At 32.9% G+C, this 26,313-nt stretch carries 16 protein-coding genes; 14 read left to right on the top strand and 2 right to left on the bottom strand.

All coding sequences use genetic code 11. The features are described 5' to 3' along the window. Positions 1–243: 243 nt before the first annotated feature. The 14 genes from gdhA (at position 244) to FLV_RS05775 (ending at position 24,424) form a co-directional block, all read left to right on the top strand. A complete protein-coding gene (gene gdhA, locus FLV_RS05840; RefSeq protein ID WP_243231803.1) occupies positions 244–1,587 on the top strand; it encodes an NADP-specific glutamate dehydrogenase in 1,344 nt (447 codons plus the stop codon). A gap of 170 nt (positions 1,588–1,757) precedes the next feature. After that, positions 1,758–4,040: a T9SS type A sorting domain-containing protein gene (locus tag FLV_RS05835; protein WP_243231801.1), complete on the top strand. Its 2,283-nt coding sequence runs from the start codon at positions 1,758–1,760 to the stop codon at positions 4,038–4,040. 43 nt (positions 4,041–4,083) lie between these two features. Further along, positions 4,084–5,118 (top strand): acyltransferase family protein, encoded by a 1,035-nt coding sequence (locus FLV_RS05830; protein WP_243231799.1) that lies wholly within the window; start codon positions 4,084–4,086, stop codon positions 5,116–5,118. After that, a complete protein-coding gene (recO, locus tag FLV_RS05825; protein WP_243231797.1) occupies positions 5,112–5,825 on the top strand; it encodes a DNA repair protein RecO in 714 nt (237 codons plus the stop codon). Before FLV_RS05830 ends, recO begins: the two co-directional genes overlap by 7 nt. Positions 5,826–5,914: 89 nt before the next feature. Then, the gene (locus FLV_RS05820; RefSeq protein ID WP_243231796.1) at positions 5,915–7,810 is read left to right on the top strand and encodes a PQQ-binding-like beta-propeller repeat protein; all 1,896 of its coding nucleotides are present in this window, start codon (positions 5,915–5,917) and stop codon (positions 7,808–7,810) included. Between the two features lie 55 nt (positions 7,811–7,865). After that, on the top strand, positions 7,866–9,785 hold the full coding sequence (locus FLV_RS05815) for a hypothetical protein (RefSeq protein WP_243231794.1): 1,920 nt from the start codon (positions 7,866–7,868) through the stop codon (positions 9,783–9,785). Positions 9,786–9,990: 205 nt separating this feature from the next. Beyond that, entirely contained in the window at positions 9,991–13,392 is a 3,402-nt protein-coding gene (gene ileS / locus FLV_RS05810; RefSeq protein ID WP_243231792.1) for an isoleucine--tRNA ligase, read from the top strand. Between the two features lie 6 nt (positions 13,393–13,398). Next, complete coding sequence (locus FLV_RS05805; protein WP_012022792.1) at positions 13,399–13,779, top strand: TraR/DksA family transcriptional regulator; 381 nt, start codon at positions 13,399–13,401, stop codon at positions 13,777–13,779. Positions 13,780–13,866: 87 nt separating this feature from the next. Then, the gene (locus tag FLV_RS05800) at positions 13,867–14,466 is read left to right on the top strand and encodes a lipoprotein signal peptidase (RefSeq protein ID WP_243231787.1); all 600 of its coding nucleotides are present in this window, start codon (positions 13,867–13,869) and stop codon (positions 14,464–14,466) included. 154 nt (positions 14,467–14,620) lie between these two features. Next, positions 14,621–17,779 carry a UvrD-helicase domain-containing protein gene (locus tag FLV_RS05795; RefSeq protein ID WP_243231786.1) on the top strand — a complete coding sequence of 1,053 codons (3,159 nt, stop codon included), beginning with the start codon at positions 14,621–14,623 and terminating at the stop codon, positions 17,777–17,779. An 81-nt stretch (positions 17,780–17,860) separates the two neighbouring features. Further along, positions 17,861–19,054, top strand: coding sequence for a glycine C-acetyltransferase (kbl, locus tag FLV_RS05790; RefSeq protein WP_243231784.1), 1,194 nt, complete (start codon positions 17,861–17,863; stop codon positions 19,052–19,054). A 113-nt stretch (positions 19,055–19,167) separates the two neighbouring features. Beyond that, positions 19,168–20,628, top strand: a complete 1,461-nt coding sequence (locus tag FLV_RS05785) for an OmpA family protein (protein ID WP_243231782.1) — start codon at positions 19,168–19,170, stop codon at positions 20,626–20,628. Between the two features lie 64 nt (positions 20,629–20,692). Then, positions 20,693–23,458 (top strand): PD-(D/E)XK nuclease family protein, encoded by a 2,766-nt coding sequence (locus tag FLV_RS05780; protein WP_243231780.1) that lies wholly within the window; start codon positions 20,693–20,695, stop codon positions 23,456–23,458. Positions 23,459–23,749: 291 nt separating this feature from the next. Further along, entirely contained in the window at positions 23,750–24,424 is a 675-nt protein-coding gene (locus tag FLV_RS05775) for an ATP-binding cassette domain-containing protein (RefSeq protein WP_243231778.1), read from the top strand. A gap of 361 nt (positions 24,425–24,785) precedes the next feature. Here the strand turns inward: FLV_RS05775 and FLV_RS05770 are convergent, their stop codons facing one another. Both FLV_RS05770 and FLV_RS05765 read right to left on the bottom strand, forming a co-directional pair. Next, entirely contained in the window at positions 24,786–25,565 is a 780-nt protein-coding gene (locus FLV_RS05770; RefSeq protein WP_243231773.1) for an alpha/beta fold hydrolase, read from the bottom strand. A gap of 192 nt (positions 25,566–25,757) precedes the next feature. Then, positions 25,758–26,306: a hypothetical protein gene (locus FLV_RS05765; protein WP_243231772.1), complete on the bottom strand. Its 549-nt coding sequence runs from the start codon at positions 26,304–26,306 to the stop codon at positions 25,758–25,760. Positions 26,307–26,313 lie beyond the last annotated feature (7 nt).

Genomic DNA, 26,313 nt, shown 5'->3' with positions numbered 1-26,313 from the left:
AGTAATGAAACACTTAAAAAGCTACTCATAATATTGGGTTTAGATTGGAATATAATCGTTGTAAATGCGAATTTTAAATTTGTTTGAAAAATATATAATTCTTTTAAATTTGTTATAAAAATTAATTTTGAATTATGATTTTACTTTACCTTTGTTAGGAATAACGAAAACGTTTTCTTGATGATGTTTTCTTATTTAATTGGTACAAATAAATGATTTGTAAGCATAATTTATTTCAAAATGATGAAACAAAAAATAAATGAGTTTATGGCTCTTGTAGAGTCAAAAAATCCAAATGAACCTGAATTTCTTCAGGCCGTTAGAGAGTTCGCAGAAACAGTAATTCCGTTTATTGCTGAACAAAAAAAATATGATGGAAAAAACTTACTTCTTAGAATAGCCGAACCGGAAAGGTCTATAATTTTTAGAGTTCCGTGGGTAGATGATAAAGGAGAAATCATTGTAAACAGAGGTTTTAGAATTCAGATGAACTCTGCTATTGGTCCTTACAAAGGCGGAATCAGGTTTCATCATACAGTAAATCTTTCTGTTCTGAAATTTTTGGCATTCGAACAGGTTTTTAAAAATAGTCTGACCACACTGCCAATGGGAGGAGGAAAAGGAGGTTCTGATTTTGATCCCGAAGGAAAATCGGATGGTGAAATCATGCGTTTTTGCCAATCATTCATGACCGAATTATGCCGTCATATAGGCCCGGATCTTGATGTTCCTGCCGGAGATATTGGTGTTGGTGCCAGAGAAATTGGCTATTTGTTTGGGCAGTATAAAAGAATCAGAAATGAATTTACAGGAGTTTTAACAGGTAAAGGACTGGCTTACGGAGGCTCATTAATAAGACCGGAAGCTACAGGTTATGGTGTGGTTTATTTTACAGATCAGATGCTTCGTACGATTGGGCATGAAATAAAAGGCAAAAGAGTTGCAATTTCAGGGTTTGGAAACGTCGCTTGGGGAGTTGCTTTAAAAATAAATGAACTTGGAGGAAAAGTAGTTACACTTTCCGGTCCTGACGGTTATATTTATGATGAAGAAGGGATTTTTGGAGAAAAAATCGACCACATGCTTGAAATGAGAGCAACGGGTGATAACAGAGCCGAAAGATATTTAGAGAAATATCCAAATGCTGTTTTTCATAAAGGCAAAAGTCCATGGGAAGTAAAAGTTGATATTGCAATTCCATGTGCTACTCAAAACGAATTGAATGGCGAAGATGCTCAAAAACTTATTGATAACGGAGTTTTGTGTGTGACAGAAGCGGCAAATATGCCTTCTACATTAGATGCAATTAAACTTTTCTTAGACAACAAAGTGCTTTTTGCTCCCGGAAAAGCGGCGAATGCAGGAGGAGTTGCGGCTTCCGGATTAGAAATGACGCAAAACTCTATTCGTCTGAACTGGACAAGTGAAGAAGTAGATTTGAGATTAAAGGATATTATGGTTGGAATTCACAACCAATGTAAAAAATATGGTGCTGAAAAAGATGGTTATGTTAACTATGTAAAAGGTGCCAATATTGCCGGATTTGTTAAAGTTGCCGATGCTATGCTTGCTCAGGGTGTAGTGTAATTTTATTTAGAATTTATAGAATGCCTTCATTCGACTTTTAATCAGGATCGAATCGAAGGCATTTTTAGTTTACTGAAATTCCTGATCTGTTTTTAAATATTAATTTAAAACAGAACAAAAATCAAATACTTTCGTTTGTATTATATTTGTGAATCTGAATCTTCTAAATAATGAAAAAAGTTTTTATATATATATTGTTTTTAATAACTCTGCAGAACGGTTATTCACAGAGTAATTTGTTGTGGGCAGGCTATTTTTCATATAATGAAATTAAAGACGTTTCTGTAACCGGAACAGCTGTTATTGCTGCTTCAGAAAATGCTTTGTTTTCTAGAGACCCGGTTACAAACGCTATAAAATCAACTACAACTATTGATGGGCTTTCCGGGCAGACAATATCAGCAATGTATTATAGCGAAGTTTCTAAAAAAACGTTAGTGGGTTATGAAAACGGTTTGATGATTGTCATAAATGAAAAAGACGGAAGTATGTTGAAAGTGGTAGACATCATTAGTAAGCAATTGCCTTCAGGGATAAAAAAAATCAATCATTTTATAGAATATAACGGATTGATTTATGTCTCGTGCGATTTTGGAATTGTACAGTTTAACTTAAATACTTCGCAATTTGGGGATACTTATTTTATTGGTGATGCAGGAGCCGAAATTAGTGTAAAGCAAACGACCTTTTTTAACGGTTTTATTTATGCCGCAACTTCAAACGGAATTAGAAGAGCGAACAGTGCTAATGCAAATTTAGTAGATTATAATCAATGGTCTGTTGTGAATTCCGGTGACTGGTCGAGCGTAGAAACTTTAGATTCAGAGCTAATTGCAATTAATTCAGGAGGTTATATTCATCGTTATAATTCGAATGTTTTTATTGGTTTTTTACAGCTTCCACAGCATTCTGCTGATATGCGTGCAGTTAATCATAATTTATTTATTACAACACCCAGTACCGTATATATTTATAATAATCAAATGATTTTGAGCCGCCAGATTGTTAATACTCAGGTTTTGAATGAGAGTTTGATTTTTACATGCACAACTTCGGTGGGAGATATCATTAATATCGGAACCAAAGAAAACGGTTTGTTTAGTTCGTCACTTTCAGTTTCGACAGCGTTTGTGAATACGATGCCGGATGGCCCTCTAAGAAATAATATTTTTGCACTGGATGTTACTCCAAATGTTCTTTGGGCTGTTTATGGAGATTATAATTCTACAATGAATCCATATCCGCTGGATAGTTATGGTGTTAGTAAATTAAAAGAAAAAAAATGGCTTAATATTCCTTATGAAGAGGTATTTGGTGCAAAATCAATTGTAAACGTTCTTATCAATCCAAATGATGAAAATCAGGTATATGCAAGTTCTAATTTTTCCGGATTACTAAAAATTGAAAACGATAAGCCTTCCGTTTTGTACAATGAGAAAAACAGCGGTTTGGAAACACTAACTTTTGAAGGGCCAAATTATATAGATGTCCGTACCAATGGAACAGCTTTTGATAAATCTGGAAATCTTTGGTTAACGAATAATATGATTGAAAACGGTTTAAAAGCGTTGAGAACTAATGGCCAGTGGCAAAGTGTTTCAATGAAAACTATTTTAACAAGACCTGTAGATGCCAGTTATACCGATTTGACTATTGATAAAAACGGAACGAAATGGATTTCAATGAATACCGAAGGAGTGGTAGGTTTTAATGAAAGCACAAATACATTTAAAAAAATAAGTTCCGGTACAGATTCAGGAAACCTGCCAACAAGAGATACAAGAGTTTTGTCAATAGATGCTAATAATCAATTGTGGATTGGAACAACAAAAGGATTAAGGGTTTTATCGAATGTAAATAATTTTCAGACTGAAAATCAATTAACCACAAGACCTATAATAATAATGGAAGACGGATTGGCACAAGAATTATTATATGAACAATCGATAACTGCAATAGCAGTAGATGGGTCTAATAATAAATGGATAGGAACAGCAGATTCGGGTGTTTTTATGGTGTCGTCTAATGGTCAGGAAACAAAATATCATTTTACAATAAACAATTCGCCTTTGCCGGTTAATGTTATAAACGACATAAAAATCAACAGTAAAACAGGAGAGGTTTTTATTGCAACGACTAAAGGAATGATTTCTTTTAAAGGATCAGCTACTGAAGCGAATGAAAATCTAAGTAATGTACATATTTATCCTAATCCGGTTCGTCCAGCTTATTCAGGAACTGTAAAAATTACAGGATTAATTGATAAGGCAAATATCAAAATTACAGATATTGAAGGCAATCTGGTTTACGAAACTATTTCTCAGGGAGGTACTATAGAGTGGGATACTACTGCTTTTGGAAAATATAAAGTTGCATCTGGCGTATATATGGTTTTTGTTTCAGCACAGGATGGAAGCGAAACAAAAGTTAAAAAAGTGATGATAATCAGATAAATCATTACTTGGATTTTAAAATCCAATAATAATTTAAAGAAGAATGAATAGAAATAATTGTTTTGATTTTTTAAGGTTTTTTTTCGCCTTTGATATTCTTTTAGCACATTTGTGTGAGCTTTCTCAGAGTAAATCGCTTGCTTTTTTGTCTCATTTTTCAAATTCCAGTATTGCCGTTAAAGGGTTTTTTATTATTAGTGGGTTTTTAGTATCAAAAAGTTTTACTACAACTCCTTCATTAAAAGAGTATTTTGTTAAAAGAGTAAAGAGAATTTTACCGGCTTATGTTGTAGTTGTTTTTTTTGCGGCATTTTTCTTGGTCTTCTCCAGCAGGTATAGTTTTATTCAATATTTTTCTGATCCGGGTGTATATAAGTATTTAGGATGGAATTTAATTTTTCTAAATTTTATGACCCCTTGTCTTCCTGGTGTTTTTGAAAATAATCTTATGTGTGCTGTTAATGGGGCATTGTGGACTCTAAAAGTTGAAGAAGGTTTTTATGTTGTTTTGCCCTTTATTTTTTACTTAATAAGAAAAACTAAGAAAGCTATTTCGATACTTTTAGCTCTTTATATTTTGTCAATTTTATATTGGTTTGTGATGGATTTTTATCTTAATAAGCCTTTATTGGCTAAACAATTGCCAGGGTATTTGTCGTATTTTATCACTGGAATTTTTTTGTTTTTAAATTTCGATTTTATTTTAAGATATAAAAAAACAGCCTTAATACTATCAATTGGATTGTTAACGGTGTCTTATTTTTCTAACTTTCAAATAGATTTTTTATACCCGGCAGCATTTGGAACTACTGTTATTATAGTTGCTTACAGTATTCCTTGTTTCGATAATTTTGGTAAATATGGAGATTTTACATACGGGCTTTATATTTATCATTTTCCAATAATTCAATTGTTTAGACATTATGATTTGTTTGAAAAATATAACCCTATTCTAATGGCGATTACTGTAATTGTTTTAACGTTTTTCTTTGCGGTGTTTTCATGGTTTTTTATTGAAAAAAGGTTTTTAGATAGATATAAAAAGAGTAATGTCAATGTAATTATGGCTCAATGTTAGTCAAAACCAAAGCAATCGTTATTTCGGCTTTAAAATTTCAGGAAAAAAGCCTTATTGTAAAATGTTTTACACTTTCAGGCGGCCTAAAATCTTATTTTGTTCGTGATGCTTTTTCCAATCGGAAAGCCAGTCAGAAAATTGCTTATTTTCAGCCTCTGTCTATTCTCGAAATAGAGGCGGTTCATAAAAATAAAGGTACTTTAGAAAACTTCAAAGAAATCAAAACAGCAGTTCCTTTTCAAAGCATTCATACTGATCTTGTAAAAAGTACAATGGTTATGTTTCTTTCGGAAATTTTGCATTATTCAATTCAGGAAGAAGAAAAAAACGAATCACTATTTGTGTTTTTAGAAACGGCATTGACATGGCTCGACCATCACGATGAAATTTCTAATTTTCATTTAATTTTAATGCTGGAAGTAACAAAATATCTGGGGTTTTATCCTGATATTTCGGATTTTGATTTGCCTTATTTTGAAATGAATGACGGTGTTTTTACACTTTTTAAAGGATCAAATTCCCTGACAGAGCACGAAACAAATCTGTTTAAAAAACTACTCGGTTTAAAATTTGATAATGATCAGAAAATCTTTCATGTAATAGAAAGACAGCTGCTGTTAAAATTTTTGATTGATTATTACAGCCTCCATTTAGATGGTTTTAAAAAACCTAAATCACTTGAGGTTTTGAAAGAAATATTTTCGTAATTAAAATTTAATTTGTTATATATTCGCAAACGATTTATTTTAATCATAATAATTGCCACATACCTATTCATTAATTTTAAAAATCTACTATGAAGAAAATTACTTTTTCGATTATTTTACTTCTGGCGATTTCGATTTCTGCAGTTTCCCAAAGGAAATATGATGAAATTGTTACGACAGAGAATGCTGTTCAGGATTTAGTGCAAAACGAAATTACTGGAATTGTTGTGTTTAAAGAAGGAGGGACTATAAAAGGCCTGAATCCGGAAACTAAAAAGGTCGTTTGGACTTTGACCAAAGATGATTTTGGAGCGACTTCAGCAGGAGATATCTTAAGCGATCCTGATTTTGGGAAAATTTTTAAAGACAAAAGTGCTTTAACAAGTGTAGGAGGAAGTCCTTATGTTGAAGCTTATATCAACAGTAAATATATCATTATAAATACTGAGACCGGTAAAGTGGTTTATAATTCTTCTAAAGAATCTTTTTGGGTAACTCAATCAGATTTTATTCCTGAAACAGATGAGTATTTGCTTACGTTGAAAAAAGACGGAGATATGGCTATTGCTTTATTAGACATGAAAACAGGTGAGTTAAAATGGAACACTACAGTTGACAAAGCCAAATCATTATTTAGCTTCTCATTAAAAGAGTCTGCGAATACTAATATTGCGAAGATAAATGGTTCAGTAATTTATTATTTATTATACGGAAAATTATATTCTTTTGACAGAAATTCAGGTAAACTAAACTGGAAAGCCGAAGAAGATTATTCAAAATTCTTTTTGACCCAGAATGATAAAAATATAGTTGTAGTAAACAGCAAAGGGATGTTTGCAAGTAAACAATACTTAAATGTTTTAAGTACAGATGACGGAAAAAGTATATGGAAAGAATCTATTAAAACAAAACGTGTCGTTTATCTTGAAGATTGGGGAACAAAGTTATTAATTGCTCATTTTAGCGGTTTTAATTTTTATGATTTAAAAACCGGAGAGAAAATCTGGAAAAAAGATGCAAGAGGAGACGGATTGAAAAGAGTAATTCCTATTGATCAGGATTTCTTATATGTTGCAGAAAATGAAATGATGCTAATCAATAAAGACGGAGAAAAACTTTGGAAAAAATTCATAGAAATCTCTGATGACAAAGAAGATCCAATTTATTATTTAGGAAAAGTTGGTGAAAAAGTAATGTACCTTACAGGAACTTATGGAAACATGGTTGACTATAAAACAGGTGTAAAACTTTGGAAACGTAATATTAAGTTTGAAAAAGATCGTCCTGTTTTGCCAACTTTTGATGAGGCTACAAATTCTTACTTAGTATATAATGATGAGAAATTGTACAAATTTGATCCAAGTATCAGCGATAAGCCAGAACCTTTTGCTAAAGTAAATATCAAAAAGGAAAAAGAATTAAACAGTATCGAACTATTTCCTTGGGGAGTTGTACTTTCAGGACCGGTTGAGGTTATGGGAGTAAATATGGATGGAACAATTAAATATCACCTTAATTATACCCAACCGGGAGAATCTACCAGACGTCTTCTAAAAGGAGCTTCAATGGTAGGTAGTTTTGCTTTAGGTGCTGCGGCTGTAGGAAGCACTTTGAAAGGAAGTGAAATAACAATGGAATTTCGTGATGCTCAAGGAAACTTACAGGGATCGTTAACATTACAAAAAGAGAATAAAACAAATTTGGCACAAGCCAAAGGTTATGAAGCAGGAGCTGAAGCTTTGGCATTAGTAGCAGCTAAATTTAATTCTCGTTTTAATGCAATGAAGCAAAATAGAGATTACTCATATATTTTTGCAAAAGCAGAGTCAGGAGAAAAAATGCTTGTAAAAGTCAGAAAAATTGATGGAATTGAGCTTGATAAAATAACATTTAATAACAATCAGCCACAATACGAAATTGATCCTGCTACACAAAATATTTTTTATGTTTCAGATAAATCTATTCAGATTTTTAATAAAAAATAAAATTATAACTACTCAAAGCCATCAGAATTTATTTGTGATGGCTTTTTTTTTGCTTATGAAAAAAATAGTACTCTTAATCGCTTTGCTTGTAATAGGTGTAATTCAGGCACAAGAAAAAATAAGTTCAAAAAAAAAGAAATTTTATATACCTGTAATTAATTACTCAGAGTTTCCGGTTCTTGATAATGCATTAACGCAAACCACTTTTTATCAAATGGATAAGCGTTTTATACAAGAAGAGCCTATATTGAAGAAAAGATATTTTAATATAGAAGGTTTTATAAAAGATCCGGCAAACGGAAAGCTTAGAATTTATTTAACTATTGAATTGCCACAATATAAAGCAACAACAATCGACAGTACATTTAATAAAAAGAATAATGCGTGGGAATTTCAAGCATTTTCTAATTATAGTGTAAAGATAAAAATGGAGGCGAAATGTGCTGATAAACTTCTGTTGTCCGAGGATTTTAATAGTGTGGAATCGTATACAATTGGTATTAGCTCCCAAAAAGATAAACTCAGAGATGCAATAGTAACAAATAATAAAAAAATTGCCGAGGCAGAGAAAAATGGAAATTACACTGTTGAAGAATTAGGTTTGGACACCGTGATTTACAGGTCTGTTGAAGCAATACAAAACTATCTTAATTATAAATTACAATATACTAAAGGGGAATCTAAAATAAAGTTTGAATTTGTAACCTCAAAAGGGCATTCTGAATACAATCAAATGCTGGCATTTGAAAACGAAATCACTTCTCAGATGGAGAAAGTTACTCTTGAAAAAGGTTTAGATGAGAAATTGCTGATACCACATTTACAATATCTGGAAAGTTTGTTGGTCAAATACCCGCCTTTGCCTTTAAATGAAAACATTCGGTTCATCGTAACAAACAATTTGGCAGAGACCTATTTTTTACTTGAAAACAAAGAAAAAGCATTAATATATGCTAATTTGCTGGTTGAGAATGATAAACAGGATTCCAGAGGATCTTCAATCATAAAAAAGGTAAATAAAGGCTATTTTGCCGATAAGAAAATAAGAAGACACACCACACGTTTTGCTGATCTTCAGAAATTAGGTCTTAAAATAGCAGAAGAAAAAGAAGAAAAAAGATTAGCTTTTTTTGAAAAAATAGAACAGCAGGATGCGGAATGGGAAACTGAAAAAACGAACCGTGAAGCAAAACTGGAAAAAGCCAAAATTCAAAGGCACAATCTGTTGGATTCTATTCCGTATCAGCTTAATGCTAATTTGTTATCAAAAGTGGTTGCCAATCTGGGAGGAAGCGATGCTTTGAAAAAAATTGAAAAAGCACATCTTTTTTCTAAACTTACTATCGAAGGAAATAAAGTGCCTCAGACAGAAGAAAAATGGGCAACAAATTCTAATTATCTTCTTAGAAAAAAAATGCCTGAAAGCTATTATGAAATATTGAACGGAGCAGAAGCCTGGAGTCATGATGACCGTGAAAGCGGTGTAAATGCAAAATGGGCAAAACTTACTTCTTACGATCATAATAATTTATCTAAAAATGCGGACTTAGTAAATTTTCTTACCGATTTAAGACTCGACTTATGGAATAATTTTGAAGTTTTGGAAGATGAAATGTATGAAGGAAGATTATGTTATCATTTAAATTACTTTGAAAAAACACTAAGTACAGGAAACAGAACAATTCCAAAAACGGATTATCATGTTTTTATAGATAAAGAAAATTTCAATATAGTTTCAACAGAAAAAACAGAATTTGATAACGGAAATAAGAGCTTTTTCGAGAGAAAACTTTTTGGGGATTATCGTCCTGTTGCAACTCTGAATTCTGGAAAAATCCCACATAAAATTAATTATGAAATTGAAGATTTTAATGGCGAGACTTTGTATCAGGAAGTAAGGGAAAAAGTGGAAGTAAACCCTGTTTTTGGAAATCGTATTTTCATGAAAGAAGTATATTTCGGAGGATTTAAATAGTGCTATAAATTTCTTTAAAAAAGGATAACATAGAATTGATTGCTTTCTGCTTATTAACTCATATTTTTGAGATTAGTACCAGAAAGTAATCAATTCTTTTTGTTTTTGATCTATTATCTCTCGATAAAAGTGTGAAATTTCAAGAAATTGATGGACAATAATTCAAAATTCCTTACTTTCGCACCTCGTTTAAGAAAAGGATAAAATGAGTACAAAATTTACTGAATACAAAGGACTTGACTTGCCAACGGTAGCGTCTGAAGTTCTTGATTTTTGGAAGAAAGAAAATATATTTGAAAAGAGTGTAACCACTCGCGAAGGTGCTGAGCCTTACGTATTTTTTGAAGGCCCGCCTTCAGCAAACGGATTACCGGGAATTCATCACGTAATGGCACGTGCGATTAAAGATATTTTTTGCAGATATAAAACTCAAAAAGGTTTTCAGGTTAAAAGAAAAGCCGGATGGGATACACACGGTTTGCCTGTAGAATTGGGTACTGAGAAAGAATTAGGAATTACAAAAGAAGATATTGGCAAAACAATTTCGATCGAAGAATATAACGAAGCGTGTAAAAAAACCGTGATGCGTTATACTGACGTATGGAATGATTTGACCGAAAAAATGGGGTATTGGGTAGATATGGAAGATCCATATGTAACTTATAAACCAAAATACATGGAATCGGTTTGGTGGCTTTTGAAACAAATCTACGATAAAGGTTTGTTGTACAAAGGATACACGATTCAGCCATATTCTCCAAAAGCAGGAACAGGATTATCTTCTCATGAAGTAAATCAGCCTGGAGCTTATCGTGATGTTACAGATACTACAATTGTAGCGCAATTCAAGACTTTACCAGAAACATTGCCAAGCTTTTTACAAGGTTTTGGAGATATTCACATTTTAGCTTGGACGACTACTCCTTGGACGCTTCCGTCGAATACCGCTTTGACAGTTGGACCAAAAATCGATTATGTTTTAGTAAAAACTTTCAATCAATATACTTTTGAGCCAATCAATGTTGTTTTGGCTAAAAACTTAGTTGGAAAACAATTTGGAAAGGGATTTTTCTTAAGTGAAGATGACGCTGATTTTGACAATGTGAAAAACGGCGACAAAAAATTGCCATACAAAATCTTAACCGAAGCAAAAGGAGCCGATTTAGTAGAAATCCGTTACGAGCAATTGTTGCCTTACGTATTGCCTTATGAAAATGCTGAAAACGCGTTTAGAGTAATCGCAGGTGATTTCGTTACTACTGAAGACGGAACAGGAATTGTGCATACAGCACCGACTTTTGGTGCAGATGATGCTAAAGTAGCAAAAGAAGCAAAACCGGAAGTTCCGCCAATGTTGGTTTTAGATGAAGAAGGAAATGCAGTGCCATTGGTTGATTTACAAGGGAAATTCACTTCTCATTTAGGTGATTTAGCTGGTAAATACGTTAAAAACGAATATTATGATGCAGGACAAGCTCCGGAGAAATCGGTAGATGTTGAAATCGCAATTCGTTTAAAAGAAGAAAATAAAGCTTTTAAAGTTGAAAAATACGTGCACAGTTACCCACACAGTTGGAGAACTGACGAGCCGTTATTATATTATCCCCTAGATTCATGGTTCATCAAAGTAACCGATGTAAAAGATAGAATGTTCGACCTGAACGAAACTATCAATTGGAAACCTAAATCTACTGGTGAAGGACGTTTTGGAAACTGGCTTAAAAATGCCAACGACTGGAACTTATCTCGTTCTAGATATTGGGGAATTCCGTTGCCAATTTGGAGAACTGAAGACAAAAAAGAAGAAGTTCTCATTGGTTCTGTTGAAGAATTATACAATGCGATCGAAAAAGCTATCGAAGCTGGTTTTCAAAAAGAAAATCCGTTTAAAGGTTTTGAAATCGGAAACATGTCTGAATCCAATTATGATTTAATTGATTTGCACAAAAATGTAGTGGATCAAATTACTTTAGTTTCGGCTTCAGGGAAACCAATGAAACGTGAAAGTGATCTAATTGACGTTTGGTTCGATTCTGGAGCAATGCCTTATGCACAATGGCATTATCCTTTTGAAAACAAAGATAAAATTGATGAAAATAAAGATTTCCCTGCGAATTTTATTGCCGAAGGAGTAGACCAAACTCGCGGATGGTTTTATACCTTGCACGCAATCGGAACTTTGGTTTTTGATAAAGTAGCGTATAAAAACGTAGTTTCAAACGGTTTGGTTTTGGATAAAAACGGACAAAAAATGTCTAAACGTCTGGGGAACGCAACAGATCCTTTTGAAACCATTGCAGAATACGGTCCGGATGCCACACGCTGGTACATGATTTCAAATGCAAATCCTTGGGATAACCTGAAATTTGATATCGAAGGAATTGCTGAGGTGCGTCGTAAGTTCTTTGGAACTCTTTACAATACGTATTCGTTCTTTTCATTATATGCGAACATTGATGGATTTAAATATGCTGAAGCAGAAATTCCGTTAAACGAAAGACCGGAAATCGATCAATGGATCATTTCTGAATTACATTCATTAATCAAATTTGTAGATGAATGTTATGAAGATTACGAACCAACAAAAGCAACAAGAGCCATTTCTGACTTCGTTCAGGAAAACTTAAGTAACTGGTATGTTCGTTTATGCCGTCGTCGTTTTTGGAAAGGTGAATATGCCAAAGATAAAATTGCAGCTTACCAAACGCTTTATACTTGCTTATTAACGATAAGCAAATTAAGTGCTCCGGTCGCTCCTTTTTTTATGGATAAATTATACAGAGATTTGACAGCTTCGACAGGAACCGAGGATTTTGCCAGTGTTCACTTGGCTCAATTCCCAAAATTTGTCGAAAACTTTGTTAATAAAACGTTGGAAAGCAAAATGCAGAAGGCGCAGACGATCTCATCTTTGGTGTTATCGCTTCGAGCAAAAGAAAAAATAAAAGTACGTCAGCCTCTGCAAAAGGTAATGATTCCGGTACTTGACGAGAATCAGCGTGCTGAAATCGAAGCTATTTCTGACTTGGTAAAAGCCGAAGTAAACGTAAAAGAAATTGAACTTTTAGACGATGCATCTGGTATTTTGGTGAAGCAGATTAAACCTAATTTCAAGGCTCTTGGCCCACGTTTTGGAAAAGATATGGGGTTGATTTCTAAAGAGATACAAGGATTTTCTGCAGAACAAATTAATCAGTTAGATAAGCAGGGAACGTTGGATATTGTTATTACTGGAAATAATGTAACTTTATCATTAGAAGATGTCGAAATAACATCGCAGGATATCGAAGGATGGTTGGTCGCAAATTCAAACGGAATTACAGTTGCGCTTGATATCACAATTTCCGAAGAATTAAAAAATGAAGGTATCGCGAGAGAATTAGTAAACAGAATTCAGAATATCCGTAAAGATTCAGGATTTGAAGTTACTGATAAAATTAAAGTTCAAATAAAAAGAGATGGTCTTTTAGAAGAGGCAGTTTCAAAAAATGAAGACTATATTAAGTCTGAAACACTAACAGATAATTTGGTTTTTGTTGACGCTTTAGAAAACGGCACAGAAATTGAGTTTGATGATATTAAAACAATGATATTAATTTCAAAATAATATACCATGATAGATGAAATTACAAGATACTCAGACGCTGATTTAGCAGAGTTCAAAGAAATTATACAGGCAAAAATTAAAAAAGCACAAGAAGATCTTGATTTGATCAAAAGTGCCTATATGAATGATTTAAATAACGGAACTGACGATACATCTCCAACTTTTAAAGCCTTTGAAGAAGGAAGTGAAACAATGTCTAAAGAAGCAAACTCTCAGTTGGCTATCAGGCAGGAGAAGTTTATTCGCGATTTAAAAAATGCACTTTTCCGTGTTGAAAATAAAACATACGGTATCTGCAAAGTAACTGGTAAATTAATCAGTAAAGAAAGGCTTAAAATCGTTCCTCATGCAACAATGAGTATCGAAGCTAAAAACTTGCAGAGATAATCAACCTAAATTACAAAAGAATTAACGCTCCATTAGGGGCGTTTTTTTTGATTTAATTGTTACTTTTGCTCATCAAAAAAATATAAAATGTCATTACGAAAAGCTTATCTCCTTATATTTCTAATTTTACTTGTTGATCAAATTTCTAAAATTTATGTAAAAACTAATTTTATACTTGGTGATGAATATCCTGTCTTCAGCTGGTTTAAAATTCATTTTATAGAAAATGAAGGAATGGCATGGGGTACTAAAATACCTGGTGAATATGGAAAGTTAATTTTGACAGTATTTAGGATATTTGCCGTTTTTGGAATAGGGTATTGGCTTTATGATTCTGTAAAAAAGAATGCTTCTTCTTATTTGGTTGTCGCAATTGCACTTATTTTTGCGGGAGCTGCAGGGAATATTCTGGATTCTGTTTTTTACGGAGTTATTTTTGATGACAGTTATAATAATTTAGCGACTCCTTTTTCTCCGGAACCTTACGGAACCTGGTTTCATGGTTTAGTAGTTGATATGTTTTATTTTCCTATCTGGAAAGGAGATTTGCCAGCATGGATACCGTTTTTTGGAGGAAAACGATTTGAGTTTTTTAATGCTATTTTTAATGTTGCTGATGTGGCGATTTCTACAGGTGTTGGAATTTTACTTGTTTTTAATAAAAGAGCATTTCCAAAAACGACATAAAATTTTAAAAAAAACAAAAAAATTAAATTCCAAATTCCAATAACGTGTAGGTGAAAACCGATAGTGTTGGAATTTGGAATTTTTTATTTGGGTTTTTCTCTTCATTGGGATTTGATATTTATTGTGTTATTTTTACCATACAAAAATCAAACTTATGCAAAGTCCTTCTTTTTCAATTTATGATGCTTCAGCTGGTTCAGGAAAGACTTATACTTTGGTTAAGGAGTATCTCAAGATTATTCTTTCTTCGCCCAAAAACGATGCCTATCGAAATATTCTGGCAATAACTTTTACAAACAAAGCGGTTCATGAAATGAAAAGCCGTATTGTGGGAAGTTTGTCTGAGTTTGCCAAAGATAATCCTTCAGCAAAAGCTGTTGATTTGATGGAGGATTTGTCTCGGGAAACAGGGCTCACTGTAATTAAAATCAAAACCAAATCTCAAAATATTATTAAGCACCTTATTCATAATTATGCTGCTTTTGATATTTCTACTATTGATAAATTCACGCATAAAGTAATTCGGGCATTTGCACATGATTTAAATCTGCCCATGACTTTCGAGGTAACTTTGGATACCGAAAATTTATTGGTTGAAGCTGTTGATGCGATTATTGCACAGGCAGGTCAGGACGAGACTTTAACAAAATTGCTGATCGATTTTACCATGGAAAAAACCGACGATGACAAAAGTTGGGATGTTTCGCGTGAAATTCTGGAGACAGGAAGGTTGGTTTTAAATGAAAATAATCGGAATGAAATACTTCATTTTAACGATAAAACAATCGAAGAATTTGTTGTTGTTAAAAAGAAAATGCTGGTTTTGTGTAAGGAATTAGAGTCAGAAAACGAACAGCTTGCAGTAGAAACACTTTCTTTGATTGATAAAAACGGAATCGATTTAAAGTCGTTTTCAAGAGGAACATTCCCAAATCATTTAGAAAGTATTCGTGATGGGAAATTCAATCCGAGAAATAAAACTTTTCATGAATTTGATGATATTGCCATCAATAAAACAGCAAAAGACAGGGCTTTAATTGAAAATATAATTCCGGAATTACTTCAGACGCTGGGAAAGGTTTATAAAAACTTCGAAAAAAGAGATTTTTATAAAGCGTTTCTAAAAAACATAACACCACTTTCTTTATTGAATACGGTTAGTAATGAATTGGCTAAAATTCAATCGGAACAAAATGTTTTATCGATTTCAGAATTCAATGCAATTATCCATCGTGAAATTCAGAATCAGCCGGCGCCATTTATTTATGAGCGTTTAGGCGAGCGATACCGTCATTTTTTTATTGATGAATTTCAGGATACTTCTGAAATGCAGTGGCAAAATTTAATTCCGCTTATCGATAATGCACTTTCCGGCCAGGATGATTTTGGCAATAAAGGAACTTTGATGATTGTTGGCGATCCTAAACAATCTATTTATCGTTGGCGTGGTGGTAAAGCAGAGCAGTTTATCGAATTAAGTAAAGATGTAAATCCGTTTAATAATCCGGATAAATTAATCAAACATTTAGATACAAATTACAGAAGTTATAGTGAAGTAATTGATTTTAATAATGCTTTTTTTAAATTAATTTCGACTGAGTTTTCAAATGAAGATTATAAAGATCTGTATGAAAATCATAGTTTTCAGAATGCAAATTCGAAAAAAGGCGGTTATGTAAATATTTCTTTTCTTCCTGTAATTGAAAAAAATGATTCAGCTGATGACGAAGAAGCGATAGAAAAATCGGATTTATACGTTCAGGCAACCTTAAATACAATTCAGAAGGTTCTTAGAGAAGGTTTTGAATACAAAGATATTGTTGTTCTAACTCGAAAGCGTGGTCAGGGAATTGCGATTGCAAATTATTTGACAGAACAAGAGATTCCGCTTTTGTCTTCAGAAACCTTGATGATTCAAAATGCTACCGAAGTCAGGCTTATTGTTCATTTACTGAAATACCTCAATAATAGTATTGATTTGGAAGCAAAAGCAAATTTCCTGCATTTTTTAGGAAATACCAAAGAGATTAAAATGCCGGTTCATGATTTTATTGCAGAAGGAATGCATCAGAAGCTTGAGAATGATTTTGAAAAATGGCTTTTGACTTTTGATGTTTCGCTTTCATTTGAAAACATCCGAAAAAAATCACTTTATGAAGCTGTAGAAATTATCATATCTAAATTTATTCTTCCTTCTGAGGGGAATGCCTATGTGCAATATTTTCTTGATATTGTTCTGGAACGCGATATTCGAAATCAGGCCGGAATAGCTGATTTTTTAAGTTATTGGGATAAAAATGGAGAGAAGTTCAGTATTCCGTCTCCGGAAGGGAAAAATGCAGTCAGGATTATGACCATTCATAAGTCAAAAGGTCTTGAGTTTCCTGTGGTGATCATGCCTTTTGCAGAGGAAGATTACAATAGAAAGCCAAAAGATAAATTATGGCTTGATACAGAAGAAGCTGATTTGGGAGTTCCGAAAGCTTTGATTGACAATAGCAGTGCTGTAGAGGGTTTTGGAGAAAGTGCTTCGGCAGTTTTTAATTTAAAAAAACAAGAAGAATTGCTCGATAATGTTAATGTTTTGTATGTGGCGTTAACCCGGGCTGAAGAGCAGTTGTATGTTATTTCTCAATCGTTAAAAGAAAGAAAAGACGGAGAATTTCCTGCTAACATGGCTTCTTTTTTTATTAAATATTTAATGAATAAAGGTGTTTATGAATCGGATAAGCTGGAATATGAATTTGGAAATCCGGTGAAACTTTCTCCGCAGGGTGAAGTATTGGATTCTGTAAAAACAATTCCGATGGTTGCTGAAATCTTAAATTCAAAAAATATTAAAATTGCTCAACGTGAAGCTTTAATGTGGGGGACGCATCAGCAGGAGGCAATTTCATACGGTAATATTGTGCATGAAATTTTGGCTTTCATAAAAGATAAATCAGATATTGATTTGGCGATTACAAAAGCAATCGAAAATGGATTGATAACGTATAATCAAAAAGAGGTTGTTACAAAAACATTGCAGGAAATTGTAAATCATCCTGAAATAAGTGTTTGTTTTGATGGGCAAAATGCGGTTTTAAATGAGCAGACAATTGTTCAAAAGCAAGGAAAAACGTTGAAGCCTGACAGAATTGTGTTAACTAAAGATAGGGGAGCTTATTTGTTGGATTATAAAACCGGAGCCAGAAATCCTAAATATTTACATCAAATTCAGGAATATCAAAATGCTGTTGAAGATTTAGGATACAAAGTGTTAAAAAGGGCTTTGGTGTATGTAGGAACCGAAATCGATGTGGTAAATTTGTGATAAAATTAATCAGATGTTAAAGAATTTACGTAGCTTAATTTTTGCTAATGTATTAATTTTTAACGTTTTAAAAACATAAAGATGTACGGAAAAATTAAAGAGTATCTGCAAAGTGAGCTGCAGACAATTGAAGAAAACGGGATTTTTAAAAAAGAACGTATCATAACGTCTGCCCAGGATGCTGAAATTACTATTTCTACAGGAGAAAAAGTTTTAAATTTTTGTGCTAATAATTATCTGGGACTTTCTTCGCATCCAGAAGTTGTTCAGGCAGCAAAAGATGCTATGGATACACATGGTTTCGGAATGTCGTCAGTTCGTTTCATTTGCGGTACACAGGATATTCATAAAACATTAGAAAAAAAGATAGCAGATTTTTATGGTACTGAAGATACCATTCTGTATGCTGCGGCATTTGATGCTAATGGCGGAGTTTTTGAGCCTTTATTAGGAGAAAATGATGCTATAATTTCAGATAGTTTGAATCATGCATCGATTATTGATGGCGTTCGTTTGTGTAAAGCTGCTCGTTATCGTTACGAAAATAGTAACATGGAAGATTTAGAACAGCAATTAATTAAGGCTAATGAAGCAGGTGCGCGTTTTAAGTTAATTGTTACAGACGGTGTTTTTTCTATGGACGGGCTTGTAGCTCCTTTGGATAAAATTTGTGATTTGGCAGATAAATATGATGCTTTGGTTATGGTTGATGAATGCCATGCGGCGGGATTTATTGGGGCAACAGGAAAAGGTACGCTCGAGGCAAAAGGAGTTATGGGCAGGGTTGATATTATAACCGGAACACTTGGCAAAGCCCTTGGCGGTGCAATGGGAGGATATACGACTGCTAAAAAAGAAATAATTGAATTGCTGCGTCAGCGTTCACGGCCTTATTTGTTTTCAAATTCTTTAGCGCCTGCAATTGTTGGTGCTTCGATTAAAGTTTTTGAACTTTTAGAAAAAGATACTTCTTTGAGAGATAAATTAGAATGGAATACTAATTATTTTAAAGAAGGGATGAAAAAAGCAGGTTTTGATATCATAGATGGAGATTCTGCCATTGTACCTGTAATGCTGTATGATGCAAAATTATCTCAAACTATGGCTAATGAGCTTCTAAAACATGGGATTTATGTGATTGGATTTTTTTTCCCTGTTGTTCCTAAGGAAAAAGCGAGAATTAGAGTTCAGTTGTCGGCGGCGCATTCGAAAGAACATTTAGACAGAGCAATCAATGCTTTTGTGAGTGTTGGACAAATGTTAAAAGTTATATAATTACCATCTTAATGTAATTTTTGTAGGTTTTTTTTAACATAACATTTTGTATTTAAAAAATTAGGTGTTACTTTTGTCTGTAATTAACTAAATTGTAATTAAAAAAAATAAGTATGAAACATCTTAACAAACTTTTTGTTGCTGTATTAATGGCAATGGGTTTAAATACTCATGCACAGGACAGTAATAATCCATGGGCTATCTCTTTTGGAGTTAATGCCGTTGATACTAGAACAAGTTCTGGTTCAGGAAGTGGTTTCTTTGATCAGCATTTTTCTCAGCCATTTGCTGTGAAAGATAACTGGAATATTCTTCCTTCTCTATCTTACATTGGTGTGTCTAAATATGTAGGGAGCGGATTTTCTGTTGGTTTACAGGGTTCTGTAAACAAAATTGATAAATATGTTGTTTTTGATCCATTAAATGCAGGTGCAGATTCAAGAGGTAATGTAGTTGTTAATCCGGGAGATTTAATGTATTACGGAATTGATGCTACTATCAAGTATAGTTTTCAGGAATTAATTAAATCTAAAATAATTGATCCTTCGTTATCTGTTGGTGGAGGTTATACTTTCTTTGGAGATAGTAGTTTTGGAACTGTTAACCCAGGTCTTGGTTTGACTTTCTGGTTTACAGATGCAATTGGTCTTGAACTTGCTTCAAGATACAAATGGGCTGTTGGTGGAGACAGAGATACAAACGGTGAGCCAGATGCTCCATCTCACTTCCAGCATACTGCTGGTTTAGTTTTCAAATTCGGAGGTAAAGATACTGACGGAGACGGAATCTACGATAAAGATGATGCTTGTCCGGATGTTGCTGGTTTGAAACAATTCAATGGTTGTCCTGATACTGACGGAGACGGAATTGTTGACGCTAGTGATGCTTGTCCAGATGTATTTGGTTTAGCTGCATTAAACGGATGTCCTGATACAGATGGAGACGGAATTGCTGATAAAGATGATGCTTGTCCAGATGTTGCTGGTTTAGCTGCTTTAAAAGGATGTCCAGATGCTGACGGAGACGGAATTGCTGATAAAGATGATAAATGTCCAACTGTTGCTGGTCCAAGAGAAAATGGTGGTTGTCCTTTCTTAGATGCTGACAAAGACGGTGTTGCTGATAAAGATGATGATTGTCCTACTGTAGCTGGTCCTGCTAGTAACAGAGGTTGTCCAGAAGTAACTACTGAGGCTTTAGAAGAACTTAAAGTTCAGGCAAGAGCAGTTTACTTTAACTCAGGTAAAGCTACTTTCAAAACAGGAGATAAAGAAACTCCGGCTAGATTAGATGCGATTAAAGAAATCCTTAAAAACTATCCAAACGCAAAATTCAGTGTTGAAGGTCACACAGATAGCGATGGATCTGATAAATTGAATCAAAAACTTTCTGAAGACAGAGCAGCTGCTGTTCTTAATGCTTTAGTAGAAAGAGGAGTTAGTGCTGATAACTTAGTATCTAAAGGTTTTGGTGAGTCTCAACCAGTTGCAAGTAACAAAACTGCTGCAGGTAAAGCTCAAAACAGAAGAACTGAAATCAAACACATTGGTTCTAAATATGAAGGTAAACTATAATTTACTTTTCTAAATAATTTTAAAAAGCCATTCTTAATTGAATGGCTTTTTTTATTTTTATCAAATGATAAATACTTCTTTTTTAGAAAAAATTGCAGCTACTATTATTCAGGATTATTCTGAAAGACTATTTGAAATTACTATTGTGCTTCCTAATAAAAGGGCTAAGGTTTTTTTAATCGAAGCTTTAAGGAGGCAAACAAACCAAACGATTCTTTCTCCTGATATTATTTCAATTGAGGATTTTGTGCAAGAAGTTGCTTCTGTACGTTCTGTTGATTCAATTGAGTTATTATTTGAATTTTATGAAGTTTATCTTTCCATTACAGAAAAGCAACAGCAACAGTCATTCGAATTATTTGCCAATTGGGCAAAAACACTTCTTCAGGATTTTAATGAAATTGATCGATATCTTCTGGAACCAGTACATGTTTTGTCGTATTTAAAAGATATTGAAGATATTAAGAAGTGGGGAATAGAAGTTGAAAACAAAACAAAATTATTAGAGAATTATATCGATTTTTGGAAACTACTGCCATTGTATTATAATTCCCTATATGAACATTTACTGAATAAGTCAATTGGATATCAGGGTCTTATTTATCGTGAAGCTGTAAATAATTTAAATCATTTTTCGAATACTATTGAAAAGAGAAGGTATGTTTTTGCAGGTTTTAATGCTTTAAATGCAGCTGAAGAAAAGATAGTACAGCATCTTTTGGCACTTGATCAGGCAAAAATTTATTGGGATATAGACCAAACTTTTCTAAATGATCCTTATCACGATGCAGGTCTTTTTGTTCGGAGGTTTAAAGAAAATTGGAAACACTATAAGATGAATCCTTTTGAGTGGATTGTGGATGATTTTTCTCAGTCAAAAAATATTCAGGTTATCGGAACTCCAAAAACCATTGGTCAGGCAAAACTCTCCGGTAGTATTATTGAGAATATAATTAAGGATAATCCAGTCTCTTCACTTGATAAAGTGGCAATTGTATTAGGTGAAGAAAACTTATTGATGCCTGTTTTGTATTCTTTGCCGGATTCTGTGGGGGCATTGAATATTACCATGGGTTATTCTGCTAAAAACAATCCGTCACAAATTTTAATTGCGAAATTATTTAAAATGCATACAAATGCGCTTTCCAGAAATGGAGCTAGTTATGTTTTTTATTATAAAGATGTACTTGATGTCCTGACGCATCCACTGATTGAGCCTTTTGCTAAAACCAGTCAATTGGTTAAAATTATAAAAGAAAATAATTATACTTTTATTACCTATGCCAGATTAAACGAACTCAATTTGAATCCGTCTGATTTATTTAGTCTGCTGTTTCAAAAATGGGAAAATGGATCTTTGGCTGTGCTCGAAAGTATTTCGGCGCTTTTACTTTTGATAAAAGAAAATTTCAGCAATGATAGCGAGGAGGAGAAAATTGCAAAAACTTTTGTTTTCTCCATTTTTAAATTTATCAATAAGCTAATCAATTATTATTCGCAGCATGCTCATATAGATAATATTCAGACTTTGTATGCGATTTATAAACAAGTGATAGAGGTTGCAGAAGTTTCGTTTGAAGGGGAGCCTTTAAACGGTCTGCAAATTATGGGAGTTTTAGAAAGTCGTGTCCTGGATTTTGATACTGTAATTGTTACTTCGATGAATGAAGGCAAATTCCCGGCCGGAAAATCGCAAAATTCTTTTATTCCGTATGATGTGAAAAAGGAACTTGGTCTGCCGACTTTTAAAGAAAAAGATGCAATTTATACCTATCATTTTTATCACCTGTTGCAAAGAGCCAAAAATATTTATCTGATTTATAATACTGAAAACGACGGATTGGATGCTGGAGAACGCAGTCGTTTTATCACCCAATTAGAGGTCGAAAAGCAGCCTAAGCATAATTTAACTTTTGATATTTACAATCCGGTTTTACCTGCAACGGCTTATAAGCCAATCATGGTTGCAAAATCGGATGCAGTTATGGCGCGTTTGAAAGAAATTGCTGCAACTGGGTTTTCGCCTTCTGCTCTCACAAGTTATATTCGGAATCCGATTGATTTTTATTTTCAAAAAATTCTCCGCATTCGGGAAGTAGAAGAAGTCGAAGAAAATATTGCTTTGAACACGCTTGGAACCATAATTCATGAAACATTAAAGGCATTATATGATCCTTTTGTAGGAGAATTTATTTCAGAATCCGATATTTTAAATTGTTTTAAACTATTAGATGATGAAGTTTTGAGGCAGTTTAAACTGGTTTATAAAGAAGGGGAAATCAAGAAAGGACGTAATCTTCTTGCTTTTGAAGTTGCAAAACGAAATGTTTCTAATTTTTTAAAAATGGAATTGGAATCTATTAAAAATGGTGATGCGATTAAAATTATTGCTTTAGAAAAAACTTTTGAACGGGAGCTAAATCATCCTAAATTGCCTTTTCCTGTTTTAATCAAAGGAAATGTTGACAGAATTGAGTTGCGCAACGGAATAATACGTATCATCGACTATAAGACAGGAAAAGTTGAAAAGACAAATGTAGTCTTGAAATCTTGGAGCGGATTGACTCAGGAGTCTAAAAACGACAAAATCATTCAGGTATTGGCTTATGCTTTTATGTTTGAAAAAGAAGCAGGTGAATTTCCTGTTGAAGCAGGAATCATTTCGTTTAAAAATTTGAAGTCTGGCTTTTTGCCGTTTGGATTTAAGGAAGATAAAGAATTGAATAGTACTGTTACCAATGAAACTTTAAATAATTACCTGGGTGAAATTGTACTATTATTAAATGAGATTTTTGATGCTAATATTCCTTTTGAAGAAAAAATAAATTAATATTAGAAAGCTGTTAAACATATTCGAATTTTTTAAAACCACATTAACAATCAATTTGGCAGTATGTTCTATTGCTGTCTTGTTGGGAGGGTTTGATTGTTTTTTTATAATGTTTTTGAGTTTTGGTTTTTTGATGAGTATCAGTTTCAAAGAATTCTATCGAAAAAGTGATTACCTGTTTTATTCAAATAACGGAGTTTCTAAAATTCAGCTTTGGGTATTCAGTTATATTTTTACATTTCTCATAGCGGTTTTAATAGGTTTCATGATTTTTTTAATAAAGAAATTATTTTGAAAAAGCATATTTTAGAAGTTGATGGAATTCAGAAGAAGTTTGATGAAAGGGTGATACTTTTTGATATCTATATGAAATGCGAAACATCTGAAATTGTTGGTTTGTTAGGGAGAAACGGTTCGGGTAAATCTACCTTGCTGAAAATCATGGTTGGACTTGTTACAGCTCCCAATAAATGTATTCGCATTAATGAAATTTCAAAAAATAAAGCAACGGATTTGTTTGATGAAATTAGTTATCTTCATCAGGATCAGTTTATTCCAAATTATTTGTCTGTTAAAAAAGCTATTTCTCTCTCAATTGATGCTAATGAAATTAAAATTTTTTGTGAGGATGAATTCATTAAATCTATTTTAAATAAAAAAATAAATCAACTGTCAAGTGGTGAACTTCGCTACTTAGAAATCAAAATAGTGCTATACAACTCCTCAAAATTTGTTTTGTTAGATGAACCTTACAATGGATTGCCACCAATTATGATTGATGTTGTGAACGAATTAATAAAAGTAAATGCAAAGAGAAAAGGAATAATCATTACTGATCATAATTATCAAAATGTAATCAAAATTTCTACCCGGTTAGTTTTGATTAAAGATGGTAAAGTGCACAATATCAATAAAAAAGAAGAACTTGTTGAGAAAGGTTATTTGTCAGCCACAGCCATTTTATAATTCATTTGCTTTTATATTATCGTAATTAATAATTTGTTAATTTTATTTTATTAATTTATCTGCTTGTTTTTTAATAAGATATGAATTTTTTATTTGAATTTTTATACAGTTTATTTTTTAAATAAAGAATTGATGTGTTATAAATAAAAATGTTTCAAAAGCTCATTTCTGGTTGTTTTTTTAACAGGTATTCGTTTAAAAGTTATATTTATTCGAATATCTTTGGCACGTCTAAAAAAAGATTATTTTTAGAAACTTGACACTGGATGTCAAAATTAAAAGGATTAAGATTTTGCCCCTGATAATGAAGAAAGGCCGTTTCAAATTAATGATCGGCCTTTTTTTTGTTTTTGAATAATTTCTAATCTCTGAAAAAATCTGAGAGAACTTTTTTCAAATCTTCTTTATTCTCAATCTGGCTCATGTGTCCGTCTTCAAAAGAAACAAGTTTTGCAGTTGTATTTTCAATTTGAGAAATACTTTCGCAGTAATTTAAAACCGGGTCTTTTTTTCCTAAAATCAATAAAACCGGGAAAAGATTCTGTTTCAGAATATTTTCTCTGTCTTTTCTTATTTTCATGCCTTCGAGAGAAGCTACAATTCCCTGTAAGGGTGTTTTTAAGGCTTCTGTTTTTACTTTTTCAATTTCGTTAGCAAGACGTACCCGGTTATTTTCGCTGAATAAATTAGCAATCGCTAAACTAACAAAGTTGATATAGTTTTGTTTAACCGCTTTAATGGCACGTGTTCTATTCAGTTTTTTCTCTGCATTGTCTTCTTTTGAAGTAGAATTGAGTAAAACCAGTTTTTGTAGCTTTCCAGGAAATAATTCGGCGAAAGCCAGAGCAACATAACCACCCATGGAATGGCCGAGAATTGTGGCTTTTTCAATTTTTAAATGTTCTAAAATTTCATTGACAACTTTAGCATTGTCTTCCATTTCGTGAATATAGCCCAAACATTCAGACTCGCCGTGGCCTAATAAATCGATTGTGATTACGCGATAGTTTTGAGAGAATAAAGTAATATAGTCTTTCCACATTTTTTTGTTTTCCAGAAAGCCGTGGAGTAGAACAATTGAAGTTCCTTCGCCTGAATCAGTATAAGATATTTTAGTGTTTTTATATAGAAGAGTTTTCAAAATCGAATTTTAGAATGGTATGCAAAGATAAGAAACGATAAGCATATAAGAAGTTTAAGTTTTTCGGATGTAATTTGGTATATTATGCAATAGATTTTTTTATGACAATCACGCTTTGTCATAAACAGAAAAAGCTTTCGTTGTACTGAAAGCCATTTCTGTTTGTGTGTATACAAGACCGCGGATTATTTGTTACCGATAGGTTTTAGAATTTGCTCTAATGTAATTTACAAGTTCATTTAACATTGCATTGTTCATGTCTTGTGGTAAATATTTAGTTCCTGCAGAGATACCTATCACATTAGTTTTTGATCTTCCTTCCACTTCAAATACTTTTTCTCCGCTTCTAGGATCAATTATAATGATTTGATGAATGTTTTTATCTGTATTTGAAAGAGCTTGAAATACGAGAATAAATTTTTTATAATCCGTAAAAATGTTTTTTGCACCTTCTCTGGTTTTGAGATTGTATTTTGATGGATCTAATCCAGCTTTTTTAATTTCTTTATTTAATTCAGCCTCGGTCATTATCGTAGAAAAATAGTTTATTTTTTCAAGTTCTTTTTTAAAATGGCCACCTGGAATGATGGCCAATTCTTTGAAGTTATCCAGATTGATAGTGTCATTTATGGTAACAGCGGCTTTGATTTTGGTTTTAAAAAGTGGTATGTTTTCTTCCGTGTTTTGACCAAAACTAATCAAACATGCAAGTAACATTAAAAGAGAAAATAGGTTTTTCATTTTTTCA

It is taken from the genome of Flavobacterium pectinovorum (assembly GCF_022802975.1).
Lineage (GTDB): Bacteria > Bacteroidota > Bacteroidia > Flavobacteriales > Flavobacteriaceae > Flavobacterium > Flavobacterium pectinovorum_B.
This window is presented reverse-complemented; position numbering and strand designations above follow the sequence as displayed.

What these genes read in the sequence shown, in the direction of transcription:
- ileS (WP_243231792.1), top strand. Translation starts at nt 9,991, where the DNA reads ATGAGTACAAAATTTACTGAATACAAAGGACTTGACTTGCCAACGGTA.
- FLV_RS05820 (WP_243231796.1), top strand. Translation starts at nt 5,915, where the DNA reads ATGAAGAAAATTACTTTTTCGATTATTTTACTTCTGGCGATTTCGATT.
- FLV_RS05815 (WP_243231794.1), top strand. Translation starts at nt 7,866, where the DNA reads ATGAAAAAAATAGTACTCTTAATCGCTTTGCTTGTAATAGGTGTAATT.
- FLV_RS05830 (WP_243231799.1), top strand. Translation starts at nt 4,084, where the DNA reads ATGAATAGAAATAATTGTTTTGATTTTTTAAGGTTTTTTTTCGCCTTT.
- FLV_RS05800 (WP_243231787.1), top strand. Translation starts at nt 13,867, where the DNA reads ATGTCATTACGAAAAGCTTATCTCCTTATATTTCTAATTTTACTTGTT.
- FLV_RS05795 (WP_243231786.1), top strand. Translation starts at nt 14,621, where the DNA reads ATGCAAAGTCCTTCTTTTTCAATTTATGATGCTTCAGCTGGTTCAGGA.
- FLV_RS05765 (WP_243231772.1), bottom strand. Translation starts at nt 26,306, where the DNA reads ATGAAAAACCTATTTTCTCTTTTAATGTTACTTGCATGTTTGATTAGT.
- FLV_RS05785 (WP_243231782.1), top strand. Translation starts at nt 19,168, where the DNA reads ATGAAACATCTTAACAAACTTTTTGTTGCTGTATTAATGGCAATGGGT.
- kbl (WP_243231784.1), top strand. Translation starts at nt 17,861, where the DNA reads ATGTACGGAAAAATTAAAGAGTATCTGCAAAGTGAGCTGCAGACAATT.
- FLV_RS05805 (WP_012022792.1), top strand. Translation starts at nt 13,399, where the DNA reads ATGATAGATGAAATTACAAGATACTCAGACGCTGATTTAGCAGAGTTC.
- FLV_RS05835 (WP_243231801.1), top strand. Translation starts at nt 1,758, where the DNA reads ATGAAAAAAGTTTTTATATATATATTGTTTTTAATAACTCTGCAGAAC.
- FLV_RS05780 (WP_243231780.1), top strand. Translation starts at nt 20,693, where the DNA reads ATGATAAATACTTCTTTTTTAGAAAAAATTGCAGCTACTATTATTCAG.
- recO (WP_243231797.1), top strand. Translation starts at nt 5,112, where the DNA reads ATGTTAGTCAAAACCAAAGCAATCGTTATTTCGGCTTTAAAATTTCAG.
- gdhA (WP_243231803.1), top strand. Translation starts at nt 244, where the DNA reads ATGAAACAAAAAATAAATGAGTTTATGGCTCTTGTAGAGTCAAAAAAT.